The 20164-nt window shown below is 71.0% G+C and carries 17 protein-coding genes and 1 pseudogene; 11 read left to right on the top strand and 7 right to left on the bottom strand.

Features of this window, described 5'->3' with window-relative positions; all coding sequences use genetic code 11:
- Positions 1 to 201: 201 nt before the first annotated feature.
- From AB5J49_RS00955 to AB5J49_RS00945, 3 genes are read left to right on the top strand one after another with little or no spacing between them, the layout of a single operon-like run.
- On the top strand, positions 202 to 1548 hold the full coding sequence (locus AB5J49_RS00955) for a flavin-containing monooxygenase (RefSeq protein WP_369166524.1): 1347 nt from the start codon (positions 202 to 204) through the stop codon (positions 1546 to 1548).
- Positions 1545 to 2420 (top strand): SDR family NAD(P)-dependent oxidoreductase, encoded by an 876-nt coding sequence (locus AB5J49_RS00950; protein ID WP_369166523.1) that lies wholly within the window; start codon positions 1545 to 1547, stop codon positions 2418 to 2420. The genes AB5J49_RS00955 and AB5J49_RS00950 overlap by 4 nt, the downstream gene beginning before the upstream one ends.
- A complete protein-coding gene (locus tag AB5J49_RS00945) occupies positions 2417 to 3847 on the top strand; it encodes an aldehyde dehydrogenase family protein (RefSeq protein ID WP_369166522.1) in 1431 nt (476 codons plus the stop codon). The genes AB5J49_RS00950 and AB5J49_RS00945 overlap by 4 nt, the downstream gene beginning before the upstream one ends.
- A 6-nt stretch (positions 3848 to 3853) precedes the next feature.
- Here AB5J49_RS00945 and AB5J49_RS00940 read toward each other — a convergent pair whose 3' ends face one another.
- Entirely contained in the window at positions 3854 to 4924 is a 1071-nt protein-coding gene (locus AB5J49_RS00940) for an AraC family transcriptional regulator ligand-binding domain-containing protein (RefSeq protein WP_369166521.1), read from the bottom strand.
- 159 nt (positions 4925 to 5083) lie between these two features.
- Here AB5J49_RS00940 and AB5J49_RS00935 point away from each other — a divergent pair, with 159 nt between their 5' ends.
- The 4 genes from AB5J49_RS00935 to rox all read left to right on the top strand — a co-directional run bounded on the left by AB5J49_RS00935 (position 5084) and on the right by rox (position 10594).
- Positions 5084 to 5989, top strand: coding sequence for an arginase family protein (locus AB5J49_RS00935; RefSeq protein ID WP_369166520.1), 906 nt, complete (start codon positions 5084 to 5086; stop codon positions 5987 to 5989).
- A gap of 147 nt (positions 5990 to 6136) precedes the next feature.
- On the top strand, positions 6137 to 7321 hold the full coding sequence (locus tag AB5J49_RS00930) for an MFS transporter (protein WP_369175007.1): 1185 nt from the start codon (positions 6137 to 6139) through the stop codon (positions 7319 to 7321).
- A 364-nt stretch (positions 7322 to 7685) separates the two neighbouring features.
- Entirely contained in the window at positions 7686 to 8876 is a 1191-nt protein-coding gene (locus AB5J49_RS00925; RefSeq protein ID WP_369166519.1) for an MFS transporter, read from the top strand.
- Between the two features lie 260 nt (positions 8877 to 9136).
- Positions 9137 to 10594, top strand: coding sequence for a rifampin monooxygenase (gene rox / locus AB5J49_RS00920; RefSeq protein ID WP_369166518.1), 1458 nt, complete (start codon positions 9137 to 9139; stop codon positions 10592 to 10594).
- A gap of 59 nt (positions 10595 to 10653) precedes the next feature.
- On the opposite strand, the gene AB5J49_RS00915 is transcribed toward rox, so the two are convergent.
- Positions 10654 to 11454, bottom strand: a complete 801-nt coding sequence (locus tag AB5J49_RS00915; RefSeq protein WP_369166517.1) for a DUF899 domain-containing protein — start codon at positions 11452 to 11454, stop codon at positions 10654 to 10656.
- Positions 11455 to 11646: 192 nt separating this feature from the next.
- Between AB5J49_RS00915 and AB5J49_RS00910 the strand changes: the two genes are divergently transcribed.
- The gene (locus AB5J49_RS00910) at positions 11647 to 12315 is read left to right on the top strand and encodes an HAD-IA family hydrolase (protein WP_369166516.1); all 669 of its coding nucleotides are present in this window, start codon (positions 11647 to 11649) and stop codon (positions 12313 to 12315) included.
- A gap of 13 nt (positions 12316 to 12328) precedes the next feature.
- Here AB5J49_RS00910 and AB5J49_RS00905 read toward each other — a convergent pair whose 3' ends face one another.
- The 3 genes from AB5J49_RS00905 to AB5J49_RS00895 all read right to left on the bottom strand — a co-directional run bounded on the left by AB5J49_RS00905 (position 12329) and on the right by AB5J49_RS00895 (position 14349).
- Positions 12329 to 13084, bottom strand: a complete 756-nt coding sequence (locus tag AB5J49_RS00905; RefSeq protein WP_369166515.1) for a dienelactone hydrolase family protein — start codon at positions 13082 to 13084, stop codon at positions 12329 to 12331.
- Positions 13085 to 13205: 121 nt separating this feature from the next.
- Positions 13206 to 13826, bottom strand: coding sequence for an L-threonylcarbamoyladenylate synthase (locus tag AB5J49_RS00900; protein WP_274248915.1), 621 nt, complete (start codon positions 13824 to 13826; stop codon positions 13206 to 13208).
- Positions 13827 to 14094: 268 nt separating this feature from the next.
- Positions 14095 to 14349, bottom strand: a complete 255-nt coding sequence (locus AB5J49_RS00895; protein ID WP_369166514.1) for a hypothetical protein — start codon at positions 14347 to 14349, stop codon at positions 14095 to 14097.
- Here AB5J49_RS00895 and AB5J49_RS00890 point away from each other — a divergent pair.
- Positions 14349 to 14546, top strand: a pseudogene (locus tag AB5J49_RS00890) (alpha-L-arabinofuranosidase); the annotation flags it as partial. The gene AB5J49_RS00895 and the pseudogene AB5J49_RS00890 sit on opposite strands and share 1 nt — an antisense overlap.
- Positions 14495 to 14848 carry an AbfB domain-containing protein gene (locus tag AB5J49_RS00885; RefSeq protein ID WP_369166513.1) on the top strand — a complete coding sequence of 118 codons (354 nt, stop codon included), beginning with the start codon at positions 14495 to 14497 and terminating at the stop codon, positions 14846 to 14848. The pseudogene AB5J49_RS00890 and the gene AB5J49_RS00885, both read left to right, overlap by 52 nt.
- Positions 14849 to 14947: 99 nt before the next feature.
- On the opposite strand, the gene AB5J49_RS00880 is transcribed toward AB5J49_RS00885, so the two are convergent.
- Both AB5J49_RS00880 and AB5J49_RS00875 read right to left on the bottom strand, forming a co-directional pair.
- Positions 14948 to 15913 (bottom strand): LacI family DNA-binding transcriptional regulator, encoded by a 966-nt coding sequence (locus AB5J49_RS00880; protein ID WP_369175006.1) that lies wholly within the window; start codon positions 15911 to 15913, stop codon positions 14948 to 14950.
- Positions 15914 to 16237: 324 nt separating this feature from the next.
- Entirely contained in the window at positions 16238 to 18223 is a 1986-nt protein-coding gene (locus tag AB5J49_RS00875; protein WP_369166512.1) for a glycoside hydrolase family 97 catalytic domain-containing protein, read from the bottom strand.
- 331 nt (positions 18224 to 18554) lie between these two features.
- On the opposite strand from AB5J49_RS00875, the gene AB5J49_RS00870 reads away from it, so the two are divergent.
- On the top strand, positions 18555 to 20087 hold the full coding sequence (locus tag AB5J49_RS00870) for a helix-turn-helix domain-containing protein (RefSeq protein WP_369166511.1): 1533 nt from the start codon (positions 18555 to 18557) through the stop codon (positions 20085 to 20087).
- Positions 20088 to 20164 lie beyond the last annotated feature (77 nt).

Genomic DNA, 20164 nt, shown 5'->3' with positions numbered 1-20164 from the left:
AGCCGTTCGGCGGCGACTCGGCGCCCGAGCGGGTGACGCCGGCCGGGACGGACGAGAACGAGGGTCCGCACGGCACGCTGCGGCGGCCGGTCCCTGGCCGCCGCGGTCCCCCCTCTGGCCGCAGGAGTCAGTTCCCGTCGGGCGCCGAGTGCCTAGGTTCCTGGCAATACCAGTGAGACGGCAGAGGGAGGAGGCGGAACGGTGAGCGAGAACCACCACGACACGTGCGTCATCGGAGCGGGCCCCGCGGGGCTGGCGGTCGCGAGGGCGCTGGCGGAGCGGGATCTTCCGTACACGCACATCGAGCGCCACACGGGGCCGGGCGGGCTGTGGGACATCGACAACCCGGGCAGCCCGATGTACGAGTCGGCCCACTTCATCTCCAGCAGGACCCTGTCCGGTTTCGGCGGCTATCCGATGCCGGACCACTTCGCGGACTATCCGCCGCACCGGCAGATCCTGTCCTACCTGACCTCGTTCGCCGAGGCGTACGGGCTGCGGGACCGGATCGAGTTCGGCACCGAGGTCCGCGGGGTGGCGAAGAACCCCGACGGCACGTGGACGGTGACCAGGGCCGACGGGCGGGAGAGCAGGCACGGGCAGGTGGTGATGTGTACGGGCGCGCAGTGGCACCCCAGCATCCCCGATGTCCCGGGCCACTTCACCGGCGAGATACGCCACACCGTCACCTACCGCAGCACCGACGAACTGCGCGGCAAGCGGGTCCTGGTGGTCGGCGCGGGCAACTCCGGCCTCGACATCGCCTGCGACGCGGCCCGTGCCGCCGAACGCGCGGTGATCAGCATGCGGCGCGGCTACTGGTTCATCCCCAAGCACCTCTTCGGGCGGCCGGTGGACACCATCGCGGCGGGCGGACCGCACCTGCCGGTGTGGCTGCAACAGAAGCTCTTCGGCACGCTGCTGCGGATCGTCAACGGCGACCCGCGCCGCCTCGGCCTGCAGAAGCCCGACCACAAGCTGTTCGAGACCCACCCGGCCATCAACTCGATGCTGATCCACCACCTTCAGCACGGTGACATCACGGCCAGGCCCGCGATCGCCCGCACCGACGGCAGCACGGTCCACTTCACCGACGGCACCAGCGACGACTTCGACCTGATCCTGCTGGCGACGGGCTATGTCCACAAAGTGCCGGCCGCGCAGCAGTACTTCGGCGACGAGCAGCACCCGGACCTGTACCTGTCGTCGTTCTCCCGCGAGCACGAGGGCCTGTTCGGCGTCGGCTTCGTCGAGACGAACTCCGGCGCCTACCAACTCTTCGATGCCCAGGCACAGTTGATCGCCTCCTTCATCCGTGACGCGCGCAGTGGACTGCCGACCGCCGAACGCTTCGCCCGCATGATCCGCAGCGACCGGCCCGACCTGACCGGCGGACTGAGGTTCGTCGACTCGCCACGCCACACCGGGTACGTCCACAGCGAGGCCATCGAGAAGTACCTCGCCAAGGTCGCCGCCGGGATGGGGTGGCGCACGCGGGGGCGGCCGCCCCAGGTGACGTCCGGGCGGAACCGGGCGGTGGCGTCATGACGTACGACTTCCGAGACAAGGTCATCGTGGTGACCGGCGGCGCGGGTGGCATCGGCAGCGCGCTGTGCCACCGCTTCGCCTCCGGCGGGGCCCGCCTCGTCGTGGCCGACATCCACGAGGCGCGGGCCGGGCGGACGGCGGCCGACCTGCCCGGCAGCGGCCATGTCGGGCTGGGCTGCGACCTGCTCGACCGTGCCGCGGTGAAACGGATGGTGGACAGCGTGGCCGCCACCCACGGCCGTGTCGACGTCCTGGTCAACAACGTGGGCATGACCAGCGCCGAACGCTTCGACGAGCGCAGCGTCGAGAGCATCGAGCGGGAGATCGACCTCAACCTGCTCTCCCCGCTGGTCACGACACGGATCGCCATCCCGCTGCTGCGAGCCTCCGCCGACCCGCGCGTGATCACCACGGTCTCCCTCGGCGGGATCTTCCCGCTGGGTGAGACCCCGATCTACACCGCGTCGAAGTTCGGGCTGCGCGGCGCGATGCTCGCCATCGGGCTGGACCTGCGGGGCAAGGGGATCAAGGCCGGTTCGGTGCTGCCGTCGGCGACCGACACCCGGATGCTCCGCCAGGAGGCCGTGGACGGCGGGAACTCCATGCAGTTCCAGGAGCGGCCGCAACAGCCTGCGGACGTCGTCAGGGCGGTCGTGAGCATGCTGGACAAGCCGCGGCTGGAGGCGTACGTCCGGCCCGGCGAGTCCCGTCTGGTGCGATGCGCCATGCTCGCGCCGAACCTGCTGCCGAAGCTCTTCCCCCTGTTCCGCAAGCGTGGCGAGCGCGGCATGGCCCGCTATTTGGAGGACCTGCGCCGCAGAGGGCTGGCCCGTCGGATCGGCGGCCGCTGGGAACTGGTGGAGGAGGCATGAGCGGGGCGAGGACGGGCCGCGCCGGGGAGACGCTCCCCGTCGTCAACCCGGCGACCGGCGAGCTGATCACCACCGTGCCCGCCGTCGGCGCGGACGGGGTCGCGGTGGCGGCCGAGCGGGCACTGCGGATCTTCGAGACCGGTATCTGGTCCGGGCGCTCGCCGCGCGAACGCGCCGCGGTGCTGCTGCGCCTGGCCGAGCTGATGGAGCGCGACGCCGAGATCCTGGCCCGGCTGGACAGCGAGGACGCGGGAAAGCCGATCACGGAGTGCCGTACGGGCGACGTGCCCGGGGCGATCGAGTCGATCCGCTGGTTCGCGGAGGCGGCCGACAAGGTCTTCGGCCGCATCGCCCCCACCGGCGGCGAGAGTCTGGGGCTGGTGAGCCGCGAGCCGGTCGGGGTGGCCGCGGCGATCCTGCCCTGGAACTACCCGCTGGCCATGGCCGCCTGGAAGGTCGGACCCGCACTCGCGGCGGGCAATAGCCTGCTCCTCAAGCCGGCCGAGGCGACGCCGCGCTCCACCTTCCACCTGGCCGTCCTGGCAGCCGAGGCCGGCCTCCCGGACGGTGTGCTCACGGTGCTTCCCGGCCACGGCTCCGTCACCGGTCAGGCCCTCGCCCGGGACCCACTGGTGCGCGCCCTGTCCTTCACCGGCTCCACCGCCACAGGACGCCGGATCCTGGCCGCCACCGCCGAGACCAACTTCAAGCGGGTGTCCCTGGAGATGGGAGGCAAGAGTCCCCAGGTCCTGCTGCCGGACGCGCTCGACTACGGCGACGAGCTGATCGAGAACATGATCGAGGCCGCGTTCCTGACCATGGGCCAGAACTGCACGGCAGGCTCCCGCGTCCTGGTCCACCGGGACATCGCCGACGAGGTCGTCGACCGCTTCACCCGGGCGGCCGAGGCGCTCGTCATCGGCGACCCGGCCCAGCCGGAGACGCGGATCGGCCCGCTGATCGACCACACGGCCAGGAACCGGGTGGCGTCGGCAGTCGAATCGGCCCGATCCGCCGGCGCGCGCATCCACACCGGTGGCCTGCCCGCGGACCTGCACCCGCAGGGCGCCTACTACCCGCCCACCGTCGTCACCGCAGCCCCCGCGGACAGCGCCGCCGTGACACGGGAACTGTTCGGCCCGGTCGTCACCGTCCAGACCTTCACCACCGAGCACGAGGCGATACGACTGGCCAACGCCACCGAATACGGCCTCGCCGCCTCCGTCTGGACCCGTGACCTCGATACCGCCTTGCGGATGGCGCGGGGGATCGAGGCGGGTGTGGTGTCGGTCAACGCCTACAGCGAGGGCGACATCACCACCCCGTTCGGCGGCTGGAAGCAGTCCGGGTTCGGCGGGGCGGAGAAGTCCACCGACGCCTTCCAGCAGTGGACCAGGGAGAAGACGGTCTGGATCCGCACCCGCTGACGAGGCTCAACCGTCGAGGCGCTCCTCCCGCGCGCGGAGCTGGAGGGGCGCCACGCCGTGCCAGCGGTGCACCGCCCGCCTGAGTGCCCGCACGTCGGAGAAACCGGCCTGCCGGGCGATGTCACGCATCGTCAACTCCGGTCGCCGCAGCAGCTGTTCGACCCGCTCGCGGCGCACTCCGTCGACGACCGCCTCGTACGTCGTGCCGCACTCGGCCAGCCGACGGCGCAGCGTGCGCTCGCTGGAGGCGTGCCGGCGGGCCTGCTCGACGAACGAGGGCACGTTCGGGAGGCTCTGCGCGATCGAGATCTCCAGCACCTCCAGCAGGTCCTGCTGGTCGCGACGGGACACCATCTGCCCCTCCAGCAGTTCCAGGACGGCCGCGTAGGTGACCGGGTCGCGCCCCGGCATCGGCCGCCGGGCCCAGGCGGCGGGGAACACGAGGCGGTTCTCGTCGGCAGCGAACCGCACCGGGCAGCGGAACAGCTCGGTGAACGGACGTGTGTCGCGAGGCGCGGGGAAGGTGAACTCGACGCTCTGCGGGGCGAATTCGGCACCGCTGCTCAGCCGGGTCAACGTCACGACGCTGCCGAACGCCTCCTCGGCGAGGAACACCCCCACGGCAGGATCGAGCGCGGGATCGGGCAGTTCGGCACGCAGCACATACCCGGCGTCCTGCGCACCGGCCCGCCAACCCACCATGGCACCCGACAGGTTCTGGAACCGCACGCCCGTCTCGATGGCGTCCCGCAGGGTGGCGGCGGCCATCAGGGCGAAGCCGAGCAGCCCCCACGCGGTCAGATGCTGCGCGGCGCCCACCCGCAGGCCGAGGTGCGCGTCCCCGGTGAGTTCCACTGCCCGGCGGATGACGGCACTGCCCTGCCGGTACGAGACCCGCAGTGCCGCCGAGCTCATGACCGCCTCGTGCAGGCCCACCCCGGTCAGCTCGGGCTGGAGGTCGACACCGTACCCATCGGCGACGACACCGGCGAGGGAGCGCAGGATGTTGGGCGGGATGGTGGCCGAGGTGCTGCGGCTGGTTCCCGGAGAGTGGGCCCGGGCAGTGCTGTCAGACATGGCGTTCCTCGTGGCCAGGGCAATGATCGCTGCGCCCACAGTAAGGGCCTGAGCAGGAGGCAGGGCGACCGGCGCCCCCCGCGAACCGGACATGGCGTAAGTCCCCCCGTCACAGGAAGATGGGGTGAGGGCGCGCTCCAGTAGCCGAAGGGTCCGGACATGCGGAAACCGGCGATCATCGAGGCACCGTCCGTGCTGGGGCTGCGGCCGTCAGGGGTCCAGGACCTGCCGGAGGCCCTGTTCGACGCCGGTCTGCTGGTCGGTCTCGATGCGGTACGGGTGGGCCGGGTCGAACCATCGGCGTACGAGCCGACGCGGGACGCCGGCACCGGGATCCTCAACCCCCACGGCATCGCGGAGTACTCCGTCCGGCTGGCCGACGCGGTCGGCGGCGCACTCGACGCCGGGCGTTTTCCCGTCGTCCTCGGCGGAGACTGCAGCATCCTGCTCGGCAACCTGCTCGCCCTGCGCCGCCGTGGACGCCATGGACTGCTGTTCCTCGACGGCCACACCGACTTCTACCAGCCCTCGGCGGAGCCCACGGGTGAGGCGGCCTCGATGGAACTCGCTCTGGCCACGAGCCGCGGCCCCCGGCTGCTCACCGACCTCGAAGGCCGCGGACCACTGCTGCGGGACGAGGACGTCGTCGCCTTCGGCTTCCGCGACGCAGCCGAGTCGGCCGAGGCGGGGATGCAGCCGCTCCCACCCCACCTGCATGCGATCGACCTCGACGGCGTGCGCGCGACCGGTGCCAGGACGGCAGCGCGCCAGGCGATCGACCGGCTCACCGACAGCACCGGCACCCGCGCCGGGTTCTGGGTCCACCTCGACGTCGACATCCTGGACGACGCGCTCATGCCGGCCGTCGACTACCGCCAGCCGGGCGGGCTGACCTGGGAGGACCTGGAGGACGTACTGCATACGGCGCTGAGCGACACGGGAGCCGTAGGGCTAGACGTCACGATCTTCAACCCGCGCCTCGACCCGGACGGCGCCATCGCCGCTCGTCTCGCCGAGTGCCTGCGCCGGGGGTTGGCGGCAAGGACCGATCACCTGCGTGACTGACACACCCTGCCCGCACGTTCGTCCAAGCATCGTCGATCTTTGTCCATGGGCGGATCCGCCACCGCGGTTGAGGGTGGAGCCATGAGCAAATCTGGGCTCGGGGCGACGGACTCCCTCCTACCCGGGCGCACAACCGAACGGCGACGCATACCCGTCGGACTGATCGCGCTGGCACTGGGCGGGTTCGGCATCGGGCTGACCGAGTTCCTGATCGCCGGGCTGTTGCCGCAGGTGGCGTCCAGTTTCGCCGTGTCCGAGGCGGCAGCGGGCCGGCTGATCTCCGGGTACGCGCTGAGTGTCGCGATCGGCGCCGTCGCGCTGACCGCGGCGACGGCACGACTGCCCCGCAAGCCCGTCCTGGTCGGCCTGGTGGCGCTGTTCGTCATCGGCAACCTGCTGTCGGCCGTCGCACCGAGCTATCAGGTCATGCTGCTCGGCCGGATCGTCGCGGCGTTGTGCCACGGCTCGTTCTTCGGCATCGGCTCGCTGGTCGCCCGCAGTCTGGTCGCGCCGGAGAAGAAGTCCCGCGCGGTGGCCGTCATGTTCGCCGGCCTGACGGTCGCGAACGTGCTGGGCGTGCCGTTCGGCGCGTGGGTGGGTGAGCGTTGGGGCTGGCGGGCGGCCTTCTGGGCGGTCACCGCGATCGGCGTACTGGCGCTGGCAGCAATCGCCGCCCTCGTCCCCGGCCGAGCACAGCCGCCGACAGCGGCGACGAGCAGCTCACGTCCCGCACCGCCCATCGGCCTGCGGGCCCAGTTCCGTGCGTTCCGGTCCTGGCAGGTCTGGCTGACGCTGACGGCCACGGCGTTGAGCTACGGCGGCATGTTCGGTGCGTTCAGCTACATCGCCTACACGTTCACCGAGGTCGGCGGTTTCTCGCCGTCGGACGTCTCCTGGTTGCTGATGGTGTACGGCGTCGGCCTGGTCGTCGGGAACCTGATCGGCGGGCGAGCAGCCGACCGCGACCGTGACCGCGCCCTGGTCCTGGCCCTGCTCGGACTGACCATCACCCTGGTCGTGTTCGGCCTGCTGGCCGACAGCGCCGTCGCGTCGGTGATTCTGGTGTTCCTGATGGGTCTCTTCGGCTTCGCCGGCGTGCCCGGCATGATCACCCGCGTCACCGACTACGCCCACGGAGCGGCGCTGCCCGCCGGCGCCAACGTGTCCGCGTCCAACCTCGGCAACGCCCTCGGCGCCTGGCTCGGGGGCGTGGCCATCACGGAGGGTCTCGGCTACACGGCGCCGCTGTACGTCGGTGCCGGTATTGTCCTGGCTTCCGTCACCGTGATGGCTGTGGCCGCACACCTGGCCGGATCACCGGCACACCGGTAACCATCCAGGCGCCGTCGAGGAACAGCTTCTTGCACCGGCACCGGCGCAGGTACGGCCACCAACACCGTCTCCACCGTCCTGGCCGGGGCGAAGTGCAGCGCGCCCCGAACGGCGGCCACCCGATCCCCGCGGTCGGTGCTCATCGCGGCGCTCATCCGGACGGCGGCGGGCGACTTGGACGGTGCCGGAGGTGCCCCGGTGGGCGTGCAGTCGACCAGGACTGCACTCAGCCGGCGACGGCCCGCTCCCTCGCGTGGACCGTGTCTGTGCCGAGGCCGGACAGGCCGCCGGCCTGCCCCTTTGCGAGGGTACCGGGGGCGTGCCGGGCGGCGTCGGGGCGGTGTGCGGGGTTACCGTCGGCGGCATGGACGGCGATCGTCGAGGGTGGCGCGAGTGCTGGCTCAGCGGGGCGGTGTTCGCCGTGTGCATGGCCGGCACCACACTGCCGACCCCCCTCTACCCCCTCTACCAGGAGAAGTTCGGGTTCTCCGAGCTGACGGTGACCGTCGTGTACGCCGTGTACGCCTTCGGGGTCATCGGCGTGCTGCTGCTGGTGGGCAACGCCTCGGACGCGGTGGGAAGGCGTGCGGTCCTGCTGTGCGGTCTGGGGTTCGCGGCCGCGAGTGCCGTCTGCTTTCTGTGCGCGACCGGGCTGGGCTGGCTCTACGCGGGGCGGTTGCTGTCGGGGCTGTCCGCGGGTCTGTTCACCGGCGCCGCCACGGCTTACGTGATGGAGTTGGCGCCTCATGGCGGCGCATCGAGGGCCACCTTCGTGGCCACGGCGGCCAACATGGGGGGACTGGGCTGCGGTCCGTTGCTGGCCGGGGTGCTCGCCCAGTACGCCGTCTGGCCGCTGTACCTGCCGTTCGTCGTGCACCTCGCACTGGTGACCGGCTCGGCCGCCGTCCTGCTGCGACTTCCGGAGACGGTACGGGAGCGGTCGCCGCTGAGCACCGTACGGCCGCAGCGGCCCGGACTGCCCGCGCAGGTGCGGGCGGTGTTCGGGCCCGCGGCGATCGCCTCGTTCGTGGGGTTCGCGCTGTTCGGGGTGTTCACGTCGGTCAGCCCGGCGTTCCTCGCGGAGTCCCTCGACGTGGACAACCACGCCGTGAGCGGGCTCGTCGTGGCGCTGGCCTTCTTCGCCTCGACCGCCGGGCAACTCGCCGTCGGCCGGGTCGGGGTGGGGCGATCGCTGCCGCTGGGCTGCGCCGCACTCCTCGCCGGGCTCGCGCTGCTCGCGGGGGCGCTGCGGTGGGACCTGATGGCACTGGTGGTGGCGAGTGCGCTCGTCGGTGGGGGCGGGCAGGGGCTGGCGTTTCGTGGGGCGCTGGCCACGGTGGCCGAGGCATCTCCGGCAGACCGGCGCGCAGCGGTCATCTCGACGCTGTTCGTGGTGGCGTACGCGGGCATCTCGGTCCCGGTCATCGGCGTGGGGGTACTGACGGGCCCGATCGGTCTGGAGGGCGCGGGACTCGTGTTCATCGCCTGCATGGCCGTCCTCGTCTCGACCGCAGCCGTCTATCTGGTACGGCGGCCGGTACCGGCGAGGGCATGAGCGCGTCGCCTGAGGGCGAGCGGGGCCGACAAAAACAAAGGCAAGGAGGTTTCGCACTCCTTGCCACTCTCAACTTATAGCGCACTGGGGGGCTTGCGGCAAGGCCCGGGTCGTGCCGCAGAATCGGCGGTCGAAGCCGGGACCTGCGCAAATCGGGGATTCGCGAAGTGCGGGCGCTGCTGTCGACGTAATGGGCAGGCGGGGACGTGCCACCGCCGGTGGGACCCGCGGCGCGACCGGCCGAATATCAACATCGTCAAATGGGGGTTCTCGTGAACGACGGGATCAACGGGATCGACGTGATCGTGGTCGGCGCCGGCCCGACCGGCTTGATGCTGGCCGGTGAGCTGCGGCTGCACGGCGTGAACGTGCTCGTGCTGGAGAAGGAGGCGGAGCCGGCCGCGTTCGTTCGCGCGCTCGGCCTGCATGTGCGCAGCATCGAGGTGATGGACCAGCGCGGACTGCTGGAGCAGTTCCTCGCGAACGGAAAGCAGTACAGGGTCGGCGGCTTCTTCGCCGCCATCGACGTGCCGTGGCCCGAACGGATGGACACCGCACACGGCTACGTCCTCGGCATCCCGCAGACCACCACCGATCGCCTCCTGGCCGAGCGCGCCGTCGAACTCGGCGCCGAGATCCGGCGCGGCTGCGAGCTGGCCGGGCTGAGCCAGGACGAGGACGGGGTGACCGCCGAACTGGCCGACGGCACGCGGCTGCGCTCGCGCTACCTCGTCGGCTGCGACGGCGGCCGCAGCACGGTGCGCAAGCTGCTCGGTGTCGGCTTCCCCGGTGAGGCCACCAGGGTCGAGACGCTGCTGGGAGCGATGGAGGTGGGCGTGCCGCCGGAGACCGTGACCGCCGTGGTGACCGAAGTCCGCAAGACGCAGAAGCTGTTCGGCCTCGGACCTATGGGAGACGGGGTGTACCGCGTCGTCGTGCCCGCCGAGGGGGTGAGCGAGGACCGCTCGGTCGCGCCGACCCTCGAGGAGTTCAGGAAACAGCTCCGGGCGGTCGCCGGTACGGACTTCGGCGTGCACTCACCGCGCTGGCTCTCCCGCTTCGGCGATGCCACCCGGCAGGCCGAGCGCTACCGGGTCGGCCGGGTGCTGCTGGCCGGCGACGCGGCGCACATCCACCCGCCGACCGGCGGACAGGGGCTCAACATCGGCATCCAGGACGCGTTCAACCTCGGCTGGAAACTGGTCGCCGAGGTGCGCGGCTGGGCACCGGAGGGGCTGCTGGACAGCTACCACACCGAACGGCACCCGGTGGCCGCCGACGTCCTGCACAACACCCGCGCCCAGATGGAGCTGCTGTCCACCGAGCCGGGGCCGCAGGCACTGCGCCGGCTGCTGTCGCAGCTGATGGAGTTCGAGGACGTGAACCGGTACCTGATCGAGAAGATCACCGCGATCGGAGTCCGCTACGACTTCGGCGACGGCCATGAACTGCTCGGCCGGCGCTTGCGGGACATCACGCTGAAGCGCGGTCGCCTCTACGAGCTGATGCGCGGCGGCCGTGGGCTGCTGCTCGACCAGACCGGCCGGCTGTCGGTGGAGGGCTGGGCGGATCGCGTCGACCACGTCGTCGACGTCAGTGAGGAACTGGACCTGCCCGCGGTACTCCTGCGGCCGGACGGCCACGTGGCGTGGGTCGGGGAAGACCAGCAGGACCTGCTCAGCGGGCTGCCGAAGTGGTTCGGCGCTCCCGTCGGCTGAGCGCGCGGTCGCGCACCACCGGGATGGGGGCGCCGCAGAGGACGCTCGCCGCCGCATCGTCAGACGCCGTATTCGTCGGGGAGGCGCAGCGCGGGGCCGCCGACATGCAGGCCGAGTGAGGTCGCGCGTCCCTTGGGCTCCTCCCACGGCTCCTGGCGGCCGAGTGCGGTGAGGTCGAGGTAGGGGATGCCGTAGTGGAACTGTTCGATGCCACGGCCGAACGTCGAGTAGGTGTGGAAGACCTCGTCCCCGGCACGCAGGAACGCGCTGATGCCCGGATAGTCGCCCCGCATCCGCTCCGACCACGGCCGCCCCGCCTCGGCGAGCTCGGCCTCGCTGCGGTGGTTGACCTGGACCGGCGCGACCCGGTCGTCGACGGTGGCGTGGAAGTCGTAGTTGAAGTCGCTGCCGGCCGAGGAGTACCAGGGGAAGGTCCATCCCATCCGCTCGCGGAACGCGGCGAGCTTCGTGTACGGCGCCCGTGTCACGGCGACCAGCGTCGTGTTGCGTACGTGCAACTGCCGCAGCGTGGCCGGGATCTGGTCGGCCGCGGTCGAGCAGCTGGAACAGCCGGTGTCGCGGGGCTGCTCGGTGCCGTCGGCGTCGATGTCGTAGGTCCACATGAAGTGGTGCATGACCAGTTGGGGCCGACCCTCGAAAAGGTCGAGCAGGCTCACCTGACCGTCGGGGCCTTCGAAGGCGTACGGCTTGTCGATGCGGACCATCGGCAGCCGTCGCCGCTCGGCGTTGACCCGGTCGCGTGCCCGGGTCAGCTCCTTCTCCCCGGCCAACAACTCCTTGCGCGCGGCAAGCCACTCCTCGCGGGACACCACCTCGGGCAGGTTCGCCTTCGTCGTCATCTCGGATCTCCCGGCTGCTCTCGTTGTGCGATCGGACGCGCGCCCCTCAGTCCAGCAGGTTGCCGGTGGCGGGCCGACGACACCACGGCGCCATGCTGGGCACCGCCCCCGAAGGCACCTTGTTGCAGCAAGCCGCCACCTCGGCGTCACCACGCCCGCAGCCGTCTGTCCGCTGCCTGGCATGATCGATGCGTGACCAGTGAACCGGGCCGGCCAGGCCGTATGAAGTACGTACTGTTCGATGTCGACGGCACGTTGATCGACGCGGTGAGCAACCAGCGCCGGGTCTGGGCAACCTGGGCGGAGCGGTACGGGCTGGATGCGGAGGAGGTCTACCAGGTAGCCCTGCGGACGCGGCCGATGGAGACGTTCAGCCAAGTCGCTGCGGACCACGATCCGCGCGAGTGCCTGGCCACGCTGCACGAGCTGGAGGACGACGACGTCCGGTCCGGCGTCTACGCGGCTTTCGACGGCGCCTCGGAGCTGCTGCACGGCCTGCCACCGGGGTCCTGGGCGCTCGTGACGTCGAACTACGAGCACCGGGTGCGCGGCCGGTTCCTGCGGACGGGCCTGCCGGTGCCGGACGTGATCGTGGACGCGGCCGCGGTCGAGGAGGGCAAGCCGTCTCCCGTGCCGTATGCGCGGGCCGCCGCGCGGCTGGCTGCCGAGCCGGGAGACTGCCTGGTCATCGAGGACGCCCCCTCGGGTGTGCAGTCCGGGCTGCGCGCGGGGATGACGGTGTGGGGCGTGAACGCCGCGTTCGCGGTGGAGGGCGTGCATCGCCACTTCGTCACGCTCCGCGAGGCGGTCCCGCACATCCTGGCCTTCGTGTCCGGGTCTTACGGGGATGCCGCGGCTTGAGTGGTGGAGCGGCTCAGAACGTCCGCTTCAGCAGATCGAGCAGCGCCGCCCAGTGCCGTTCGTCCGCCTCGGCGTTGTACGCGGAGGTGTCGGCCTGTGTGAACCCGTGTCCCGCCCCCGGGTAGACCTCGCAGTGGTGCCGGACCCCCGCCTCGGTGAGCGCGGTCTCGAGGCGCTCGATCTGCTCGACCGGTAGGGACGGGTCCTGGTCCGCATGGCCGAAGTACAGCTCGGCGGTGATGTGCCCGGCCACCAGGTGCGGGCTGTCCGGCGTCTGCGTCGCGAGCCGTCCGCCGTGGAATCCGCCCGCCGCCGCGACCCGGTCCGGGTACGTGCCGGCGGTGAGCAGGGAGAGCCGCGCGCCCATGCAGTAGCCGGTCAGCGCCACCGGGCCGTCGGCCGCCACGGGGCAGTCGGCCAGCCAGCGCAGATAGGCGCCGGCGTCCCGCATCGCGCGTTCGGGTGTCAGCGCCCGCATGATCGGCATGATGTTCTCGAAGATCTCCGGCCGGGCGCCGGGATCGATGAACTCGGGCAACTCGACCACCGGAGCGCGCCCGTGACGGTAGAACACGTTGGGCACCAGCACCGTGTACCCGGCCTCGGCGAGGCGGTCCGCCATCTCGGTGAGCCGGGGCCGCAGACCGAAGGCGTCCATGTAGAGCAGGACCGCCGGATGAGGTTCCCCGTCAGCGGGATGGGCCAGATAGGCGTCGACGGTGCCGTCCTCGGTGGGGAGGTCGACGGTGGTTCCCTGTACGGCGGTCATGGCTGGGACGTGCCTCTCTGCGTGGGGGCGTAGGCGAGGGCCGGCCCGGGGGAGGGGCCGGGCCGAGGTCATCGTGGCACGCAGGCCTCAGGGCGCCGCGACCACCCCCACTCGGCTCATCTCACTCGAACCGGGACGTGTCGCCCGCTCCCTTGCGTACGATCTCGGCCTCGCCGCCCGAGAAGTCGATCACCGTCGTCGGCTCGGTGCCGCAGTCCCCGGAGTCGACCACCGCGTCCAGCACATGGTCCAGCCGGTCCTTGATCTCCCAGCCCTGGGTCATCGGCTCGTCCTCGTCGGGCAGCAGCAGCGTGCTGGACAACAGCGGCTCCCCGAGCTCGGCGAGCAGCGCCTGGGTGACGACGTGGGCGGGGATGCGCACGCCGACCGTCTTCTTCTTCGGATGCTGGAGCATGCGCGGCACCTCCTTCGTCGCGGGCAGGATGAAGGTGTAGCTGCCGGGCGTGGAGGCCTTGATCGCGCGGAACACGTCCTTGTCGACCAGCACGAACTGGCCGAGCTGCGCGAAGTCCTGGCAGACGAGGGTGAAATGGTGCCGGTCGTCCAGTCGGCGAATGGTCCGGATCCGGTCGATGCCGTCGCGGCTGCCCAGTCGGCAGCCCAGCGCATAACAGGAGTCCGTCGGATACGCGATGAGCGCACCGGAGCGGACGCTGTCGGCGACCTGGGTGATGGTGCGCGGCTGGGGGTTGTCGGGGTGCACGTCGAAGTACTTCGCCATTCGCCGAGCCTATGCCCTCGATGCCCGGCAGCCGCGCAGGGCGGGGCACTCGGGCTCGGGGAGGGTGGCCGAGCGGCACGCAGATCACTCACATGCCCGCGCCGCCCTGATCGCCGGCCCGCGTGCAGCCGGCAACTGTCGCAACCTGCTGCGGGAGGCCGCCTTCGGCGAGGTGACGGTCGAAGTGTGTGGCGGCGTCGTCACCGGGGAGGCGAAGCCGCCCCTGCTCATCGGCCGGCGGCACAGGCCCGGTCCTCGGGCAGTTTGATCACGCTCGGGCCGGAGCCGCCGTATCCATGGCTCCGCCGCCGGCACGTTCGGCTCGTCGCTGCTGAACGCGCCATCCGTACCGGGTGATGCCGCGCGGCTTGTAGACCGACAGCGCCGTGGTGGTCAGCAGGACGGCGACGGCAGCAGCGGCGTCGAACACGAGCTGCGCTCTCATCCCGCCGAGGTCGCTGCCGGACAGGGGCGCCCGGGCAGCGGCGTGCGCGACATGGTCGGCCACCGTCAGGTGCAGCAATGAGGAGCAACTCCAAGCACTGCGCCATAAAGACGATCCCCCCGTCCGAGTACGACAACCTCGTCACCCACTACGGCAAGCCCGACTGGAACCGGCTCAAGTCCGACAGTCACCCGGACCGTTACGTCCGCCGCGCCGGGAACGTGTGCCGCCTCGACGCCTATCCCTTCGACCCCTACACGGATTCGCTGTGGAAGCTCGTGCCCGGCTTGGCCGACGGCTCGGGCGTGTCCTTCCAGTCGGCGAACGACCCGACCCGACCCGCTATCCGCGGCACCACGACCACAACCTGCGGCTGGACGCGATCGACGGCACCATCGCGTTCGACCAGGACGCCACGTTCCACCGGACGGCCGGACTGGCCGATCCCGCGTGGTCGTCGCTCCGTTCGTACACCTTCCCGGACCGCCACGTTCTGCACTCCGACCACGGCCTGCGCGTCGACCCGATCTCCATGGAGGCGGAGCGCGCGAACGCCACGTTCTGCGTCGGTCACTGAGTACGCGGCGCGGAGTTGGTGGCTGCGTGCCGTGAGTGTCACCCTCGCGGCGGTCGCCCGAAGCACCGGTCTCGCGGTGACCGCCCAGGACCGCCTCTCTCAGCCCGCGGTACGCACCGAATCCCGGATCACGAGCTGCGTGCTCAACACGACGTGGTTGTCGGAGGCGAAACCGACCTCTCGTTCCAGGGCGAGGCGTACGGCGGTGCGGCCCAGCTCCTCGTACGGGACCCGGACCGTGGTGAGGGCCGGAGTCAGGTCGGCGGCGAAGGGGACGTCGTCGAAGCCGACCAGGGAGACGTCGCGTGGCACACGCAGACCGGCCTCGCGCAGGGCGGCCAGGGCCCCCAGTCCGACCACGTCGGACCCTGCGAAGACCGCCGTGAACTCGACTCCCGTGCGCAGCGCTTCCCGTGTGCGCAGGTAGCCCGACTTCCTGGTGTAGTCCCCGGTGGTGTCCAACTCCTCGATGTACGGCGCGCCATGGGCGCGCAGGGCGTCCATGTAGCCGAGGTGGCGCTCCTCCGCGCTGCTGAAGCCGGCAGCCCCGCCGAGGAAGAGGACGCGCCGGTGGCCGGCCGTCAGCAGGTGCGCGGCGGCCTGGAAGGCGCCGCCTCGGTTGTCGTAGTCCACGACCGTGGCCGGCACACCCGCCGGCAGCGGCGGCCGGCCGCACAGCACCAGCCGGGATCCCGCGGAGTCCAGCGCCTTGGCGTAGCGGGCCATACGGCGGTAGTAGGCGTCGTCCGTCATGGTGCCGCCGACGAGGACGACCGCCGCCGCGTGCTGTTCCCGCATGAGCTGGACGAGGTCGTCCTCCCGCTTGATGTCACCTTTGGTGGAGCAGACCAGGCTGAGACGTCCTCGGCTGCCGGCCTCCTCTTCCACTCCCGCAGCCACGTGGGCGAGGGAGGGTCCGGTGATGTCGCGCATGACGAGGGCGATGGGGCCGGCGACACGTCCGGAGAGCGCCTTGGCGTGGACGTTCACGACGTAGTGGAGGGAGTCGACGGCGGCCATGACCCGCTGCCTGGTTTCCGCGGACACCGGGTAGTTGCCCGCCAGCGTCCGGGAAACGGTTGCTACGGAGACACCGGCCTTCGCGGCGACGTCGCGGATCGTGCTCGGCCTGTCGGTCGGCCTTCCCTTCCGCTTCGCCTTCTTCGCTCCCGGGGTGGTGGGCGACCCCTCTTCCTCGTCCGTCACTGCTCCGACGTTACTGCACCGGCTCGCCCTTGCGGGCCCGCCGATCGGAGAAGCACTCTCCTACAGCGTTGGTAAACGTTTTCTCTCCTCATTCGCCGAAGCCGTAAGCGGGCGGGGCCGCAGGCCCATGGGGTGTGCGACTGGGCGGACCGGGCGGACCGGGCGGTCGACGACTGACCTGGGTCAGCTCGGCTTCAGGACGATTGCCTGGCCGCCCGCCGGGGCCATGGCCACGCTCAGCGTGGTCTCCGAGGTGACGGTCTGGGTACGGACCACGACCGGGGTCTGGTACGGGTTGGTGCCCGGTGTGCCGTCGGCGTAGACGGTCGCCGTGTAGGTTCCGCCGCCCAGGAACGACAGGGGGATCGACAGGGTCCGGGACGTCTCGTTGGTCATCGCCCCGAGGTACCAGGTGTCGCCGCCCCGGCGGGCGACCGCCACGTACTCGCCGATCGACCCGGCCAGGGTCCGGCTCTCGTCCCACGTCGTGGGGATGGCGTTGAACCAGGGCAGTCCCGGCCAGTTCGCGGGGTTGGAGTACTTGGACGGCTTGTCGTACCAGAAGAGGAAGTTGAGGGGCTGGTAGTACACCGCGGCCATCGCCATCTGGTGGGCGTTGGTCGTCTTGTCGCGTGACTGGCCGTAGCAGATGGTGTAGTCCATCGGGCCCCCGATGTTGCGGGCGAAGGGCAGCGTCACGTTGTGCGTGGCGGTCGGGAACTGCTCGTTGCCCCGGACGCCTTCCAGGCTGATGAAGTTCGGGTACGTGCGCTCGTAGCCGAACGGACGGACGTCGTCGTGCATGTCGATCAGCAACTGGTACTTGGCGGCCGCCTCGGCCCAGTCTGTGATCTGGTCGGTCATCGTCCGGGTGCCGTCGTTGATGAAGCCGAGCTTGATGCCCGCGACGCCCCAGCTCTTGTAGAGGCCGAAGAGCGAGTCCGCGTCGGTCAGCGCGAGCCGGTTGACGTAGAGGAAGACGCCGATGTCCTTGCTCGTGGCGTACGAGATGACGGACGGCAGGTCGATGGCGGCGATCGGCCTGGTCGCGTCGGGGGTGCTGAACTCGGGGCCGTACCAGCCGGCGTCGTACTCGATGTACTCCAGGCCCAGGGCCACGGCGAAGTCGACGCCCGCGAGGCCCGCGGCGGTGCTGAGCTCGCAGCGGAAGACCTTGCCCGGCTTGATCCACGAGGTGTCGGTCAGGGCACTGGGCGGGGCCAGGTTGAGGACGAGTTCGGCGTTGTCGACGAGTTCGGCGTGGGTGGAACCGATCACCAGCGCGCGCCACGGCGTGGCGAACGGGGTCGTGACCGTGCTGGTCGTCTCGACCGGGCCGGTGCCGCGGGCGGTGTGCTCCATCAGGAAGGCGGACAGGGCGCCCGGCTGCCCGTCGACCGAACTGAGCATCAGACGCGGGAAGTTCAGCCGGGAGGACTCACAGACGCAGGCGATGAGCCCGTCGGAGAGGGTGGCGGTCAGCGGCAGGTCGGTCAGGGGGCCGTTGTCCGTGGTGGCGGTCCCGGTGACCGGTATGGAACCCGGGGCCACCGGGAGGTAGACGTTCTCGTCGCGGGCGCTGTAGACGGTGGTGTCGTCGGGGAAGACGAACGTCGTCAGCTCGTCGGAGAGGGTGGCGGTGCCCTGGTCGAGCAGGACGTAGCGCAGCGCGACACCGGTCTTGTAGGCGCGGATCTGGACGCTGAAGCGGATCCCGGAGGCGGCGTCCTGCAGGTTCCAGCGCTGCTCCTGGTAAAGGTCGGTGACGGTGGCGTTGCGCCCGTACACCGGCGTCCAGGTGGTGCGGGTGGTCCAGTGCTGGTTCCTGGTCACCGTCACATCGCTGCCGAGGACGGTCCCGTCGCTCAGCCTGAGTCCCAGCACGGATGTGTCGATCACCGTCTTGCCGTTGTGCCGGGCGGACCACCGCAGCGCTCCGTCCACCACCGACATGGTGATGGCGTTGCCACCCATCCGCGCGGTCGCGCCGGCCGAGTCGCCCACCACGGCCGCGTCATCCGCCGCGTAGGCCGGCCGCGCGGCGCCGATCCCCGCCGCGGCCAGACCGGCGGTGACGGCCGTGCCCTTGAGCATCCCCCGGCGCGACAGTGCCACCGGGCTGCCGACTCTGTCCGGCGTGGGCTCTTCCCGGTCCTCTGGAGTTCTCATCTAGCTGGGGACCTCTCCCGTGAGGGCCGCGTCGGTGCGCGGCTCGATCCGAGCGGAAGACACATTCGGTAAACGTTTTCTGCTGGGGAATGTTGTACGCGCCGACGCAGGGTGGGTCAAGACCCGCCGATCCGGAGCAGACGCCTCGAAGCGTGGCGCGCGGACGGCTGACGACGGCGAAGTGGCTGCTGCGACACCTCTAATCGGGGATGACCGCCGCGATCCTGGGAACCCGTCCCCGACGCCCACGTCGGCGTACCGCGGCGTACGCGTGAGGTAACGTCCCGAGCGGTATGTTGTGAATGAAGTGCAGGACGAGGTGAAGGCCGACGTGGCTGGCAGGGAGGACGGGGTCCGTCAGGCGGGGGTGCGGGGCGCCGGCGCCTCGGCATGGGCGCGGGAGTTGCTGGACCACCTGCGGCCGACCGGGCAGGACGTCCCGCGGGTCGTCGCCTGGCTCGCCGATGCCGTGCAGGGCACCGCCTCGCTGCAGGACGACACCGGAACGCTCCTCGGCGGTACGCGGGCGCCCCTGGACGAGCACCTCGTCGCGGCCGTCACCGCCGGCCGTATCGCCTCCGCCGCCTGGGAGGGTCAGGGCCGCCATCTGCGCCTGGTCAGGGTGGCGTACCCGAACCGGTCGTCGGCCGGCGTCCTCGCGGTGTCACGCGAGACGCCCTTCGACCGGCACACCTCCGACATCGTCACGCACACCGTCCAGGTGATCGAACTCCTGCTCAAGGCGGCCGAGATGACCGCCGCCGGACGCCGGCTGGAGCGGGCGACGTCCGATCTGCGGCTGGCGATCCTGCAGTTGCTGATGGTGGAGGACACCGTCTCCGCACGCCGGGTGGCCGCAGGACTGTGGCCCGGACTGCTCGACACCGACACCGCCTGTGTCTACGTCGTCGAGGGCACCGCCGAGGACCGGGACCGGCTGGCCCGCGAGTGCATCGACGTGACGGGTGAACGGGCGCTGGTCGTGCTCTGCCCTGCGGTGGACGAGCACGTGATCGTCGTGACGCCCGGCGAGGCCGAGGCCCAGGAACTGCTTTCCCTGATCGGCCGACGCCCCGGCACCTTCATCGGCGGCAGCGCCCGGCAGAGCCTGGCCCGCACCGCCACCGCGTACGGGCAGGCCGTGAGCGCCCTCGCCGTAGCCCACTTCCGCCCGGACAAGGCCGCGGTCTACGCCGAACGCACCCACCCCGAGCGGCTGACCGACCCGGCGGTACTGCGCGGCTGGACGGCCCGTCTGCTGAACCCGCTCGACACCCTGCCGCACCACACCCGCGCCGAACTGCTCGCCACCACCCGGCTGGGCCTGGAGTTCACCGCCGTGAACGCGGCCAAGGTCCTGGGCGTCAGCCGCAACACCGTCCGCGCCCGCATGGAACGCGTGGAAGCCCTCCTGCGCGCGGACTTCGCCGACCTGACCGCCCGCGCCGTGGTCCACCTGGCGCTCAACAGCCAGGTGAGCCTGGCGGGCGCACCGGCCGGCACCGGCTCCTCGGAAGTGCCTCACGCCTCGCTGTACGACCTGCTGTCCGGGCCCGCCATGCGCACCTGGGCGCAGGAACTCCTCGCACGCCTGGAGCAGGACACCCGGGACCTGCGCCGCACCCTGCGCACCTGGATCGCCGAAGGCGGCAACGCCGAACGCGCCGCGCAGACCCTCGGCGTCCACGCCCAGACCGTCCGCGAGCACGTGCGCAGCGCGGAACCCGTCCTCGAACGGCAACTCCTCGCCGGCGGCAGCGACCTGTACGAGGTCGTCCTGGCCCATATCACCGTGGGCGACCTGGAACAGCCCGCCCTGCACGGGGCGAAACCGGGCCTTCCGGACTCACCTGTGCACAGGTGAGTCCCGCGGGCGCCGCAGCGGGCATCGACGCGATACCCAATCATCACGCGTAGACGTAAGTTCAACTCGCCGCGGGG

The sequence above is a fragment of the Streptomyces sp. R28 genome (assembly GCF_041052385.1).
GTDB lineage: Bacteria > Actinomycetota > Actinomycetes > Streptomycetales > Streptomycetaceae > Streptomyces.
This window is presented reverse-complemented; position numbering and strand designations above follow the sequence as displayed.

Bases quoted from the DNA above. Each gene is read 5' to 3' on its own strand.
- AB5J49_RS00950 (WP_369166523.1), top strand. From the start codon at position 1,545: ATGACGTACGACTTCCGAGACAAGGTCATCGTGGTGACCGGCGGCGCG.
- AB5J49_RS00945 (WP_369166522.1), top strand. From the start codon at position 2,417: ATGAGCGGGGCGAGGACGGGCCGCGCCGGGGAGACGCTCCCCGTCGTC.
- AB5J49_RS00940 (WP_369166521.1), bottom strand. From the start codon at position 4,924: ATGTCTGACAGCACTGCCCGGGCCCACTCTCCGGGAACCAGCCGCAGC.
- AB5J49_RS00935 (WP_369166520.1), top strand. From the start codon at position 5,084: ATGCGGAAACCGGCGATCATCGAGGCACCGTCCGTGCTGGGGCTGCGG.
- AB5J49_RS00925 (WP_369166519.1), top strand. From the start codon at position 7,686: ATGGACGGCGATCGTCGAGGGTGGCGCGAGTGCTGGCTCAGCGGGGCG.
- rox (WP_369166518.1), top strand. From the start codon at position 9,137: ATGGGGGTTCTCGTGAACGACGGGATCAACGGGATCGACGTGATCGTG.
- AB5J49_RS00915 (WP_369166517.1), bottom strand. From the start codon at position 11,454: ATGACGACGAAGGCGAACCTGCCCGAGGTGGTGTCCCGCGAGGAGTGG.
- AB5J49_RS00905 (WP_369166515.1), bottom strand. From the start codon at position 13,084: ATGACCGCCGTACAGGGAACCACCGTCGACCTCCCCACCGAGGACGGC.
- AB5J49_RS00900 (WP_274248915.1), bottom strand. From the start codon at position 13,826: ATGGCGAAGTACTTCGACGTGCACCCCGACAACCCCCAGCCGCGCACC.
- AB5J49_RS00875 (WP_369166512.1), bottom strand. From the start codon at position 18,223: ATGAGAACTCCAGAGGACCGGGAAGAGCCCACGCCGGACAGAGTCGGC.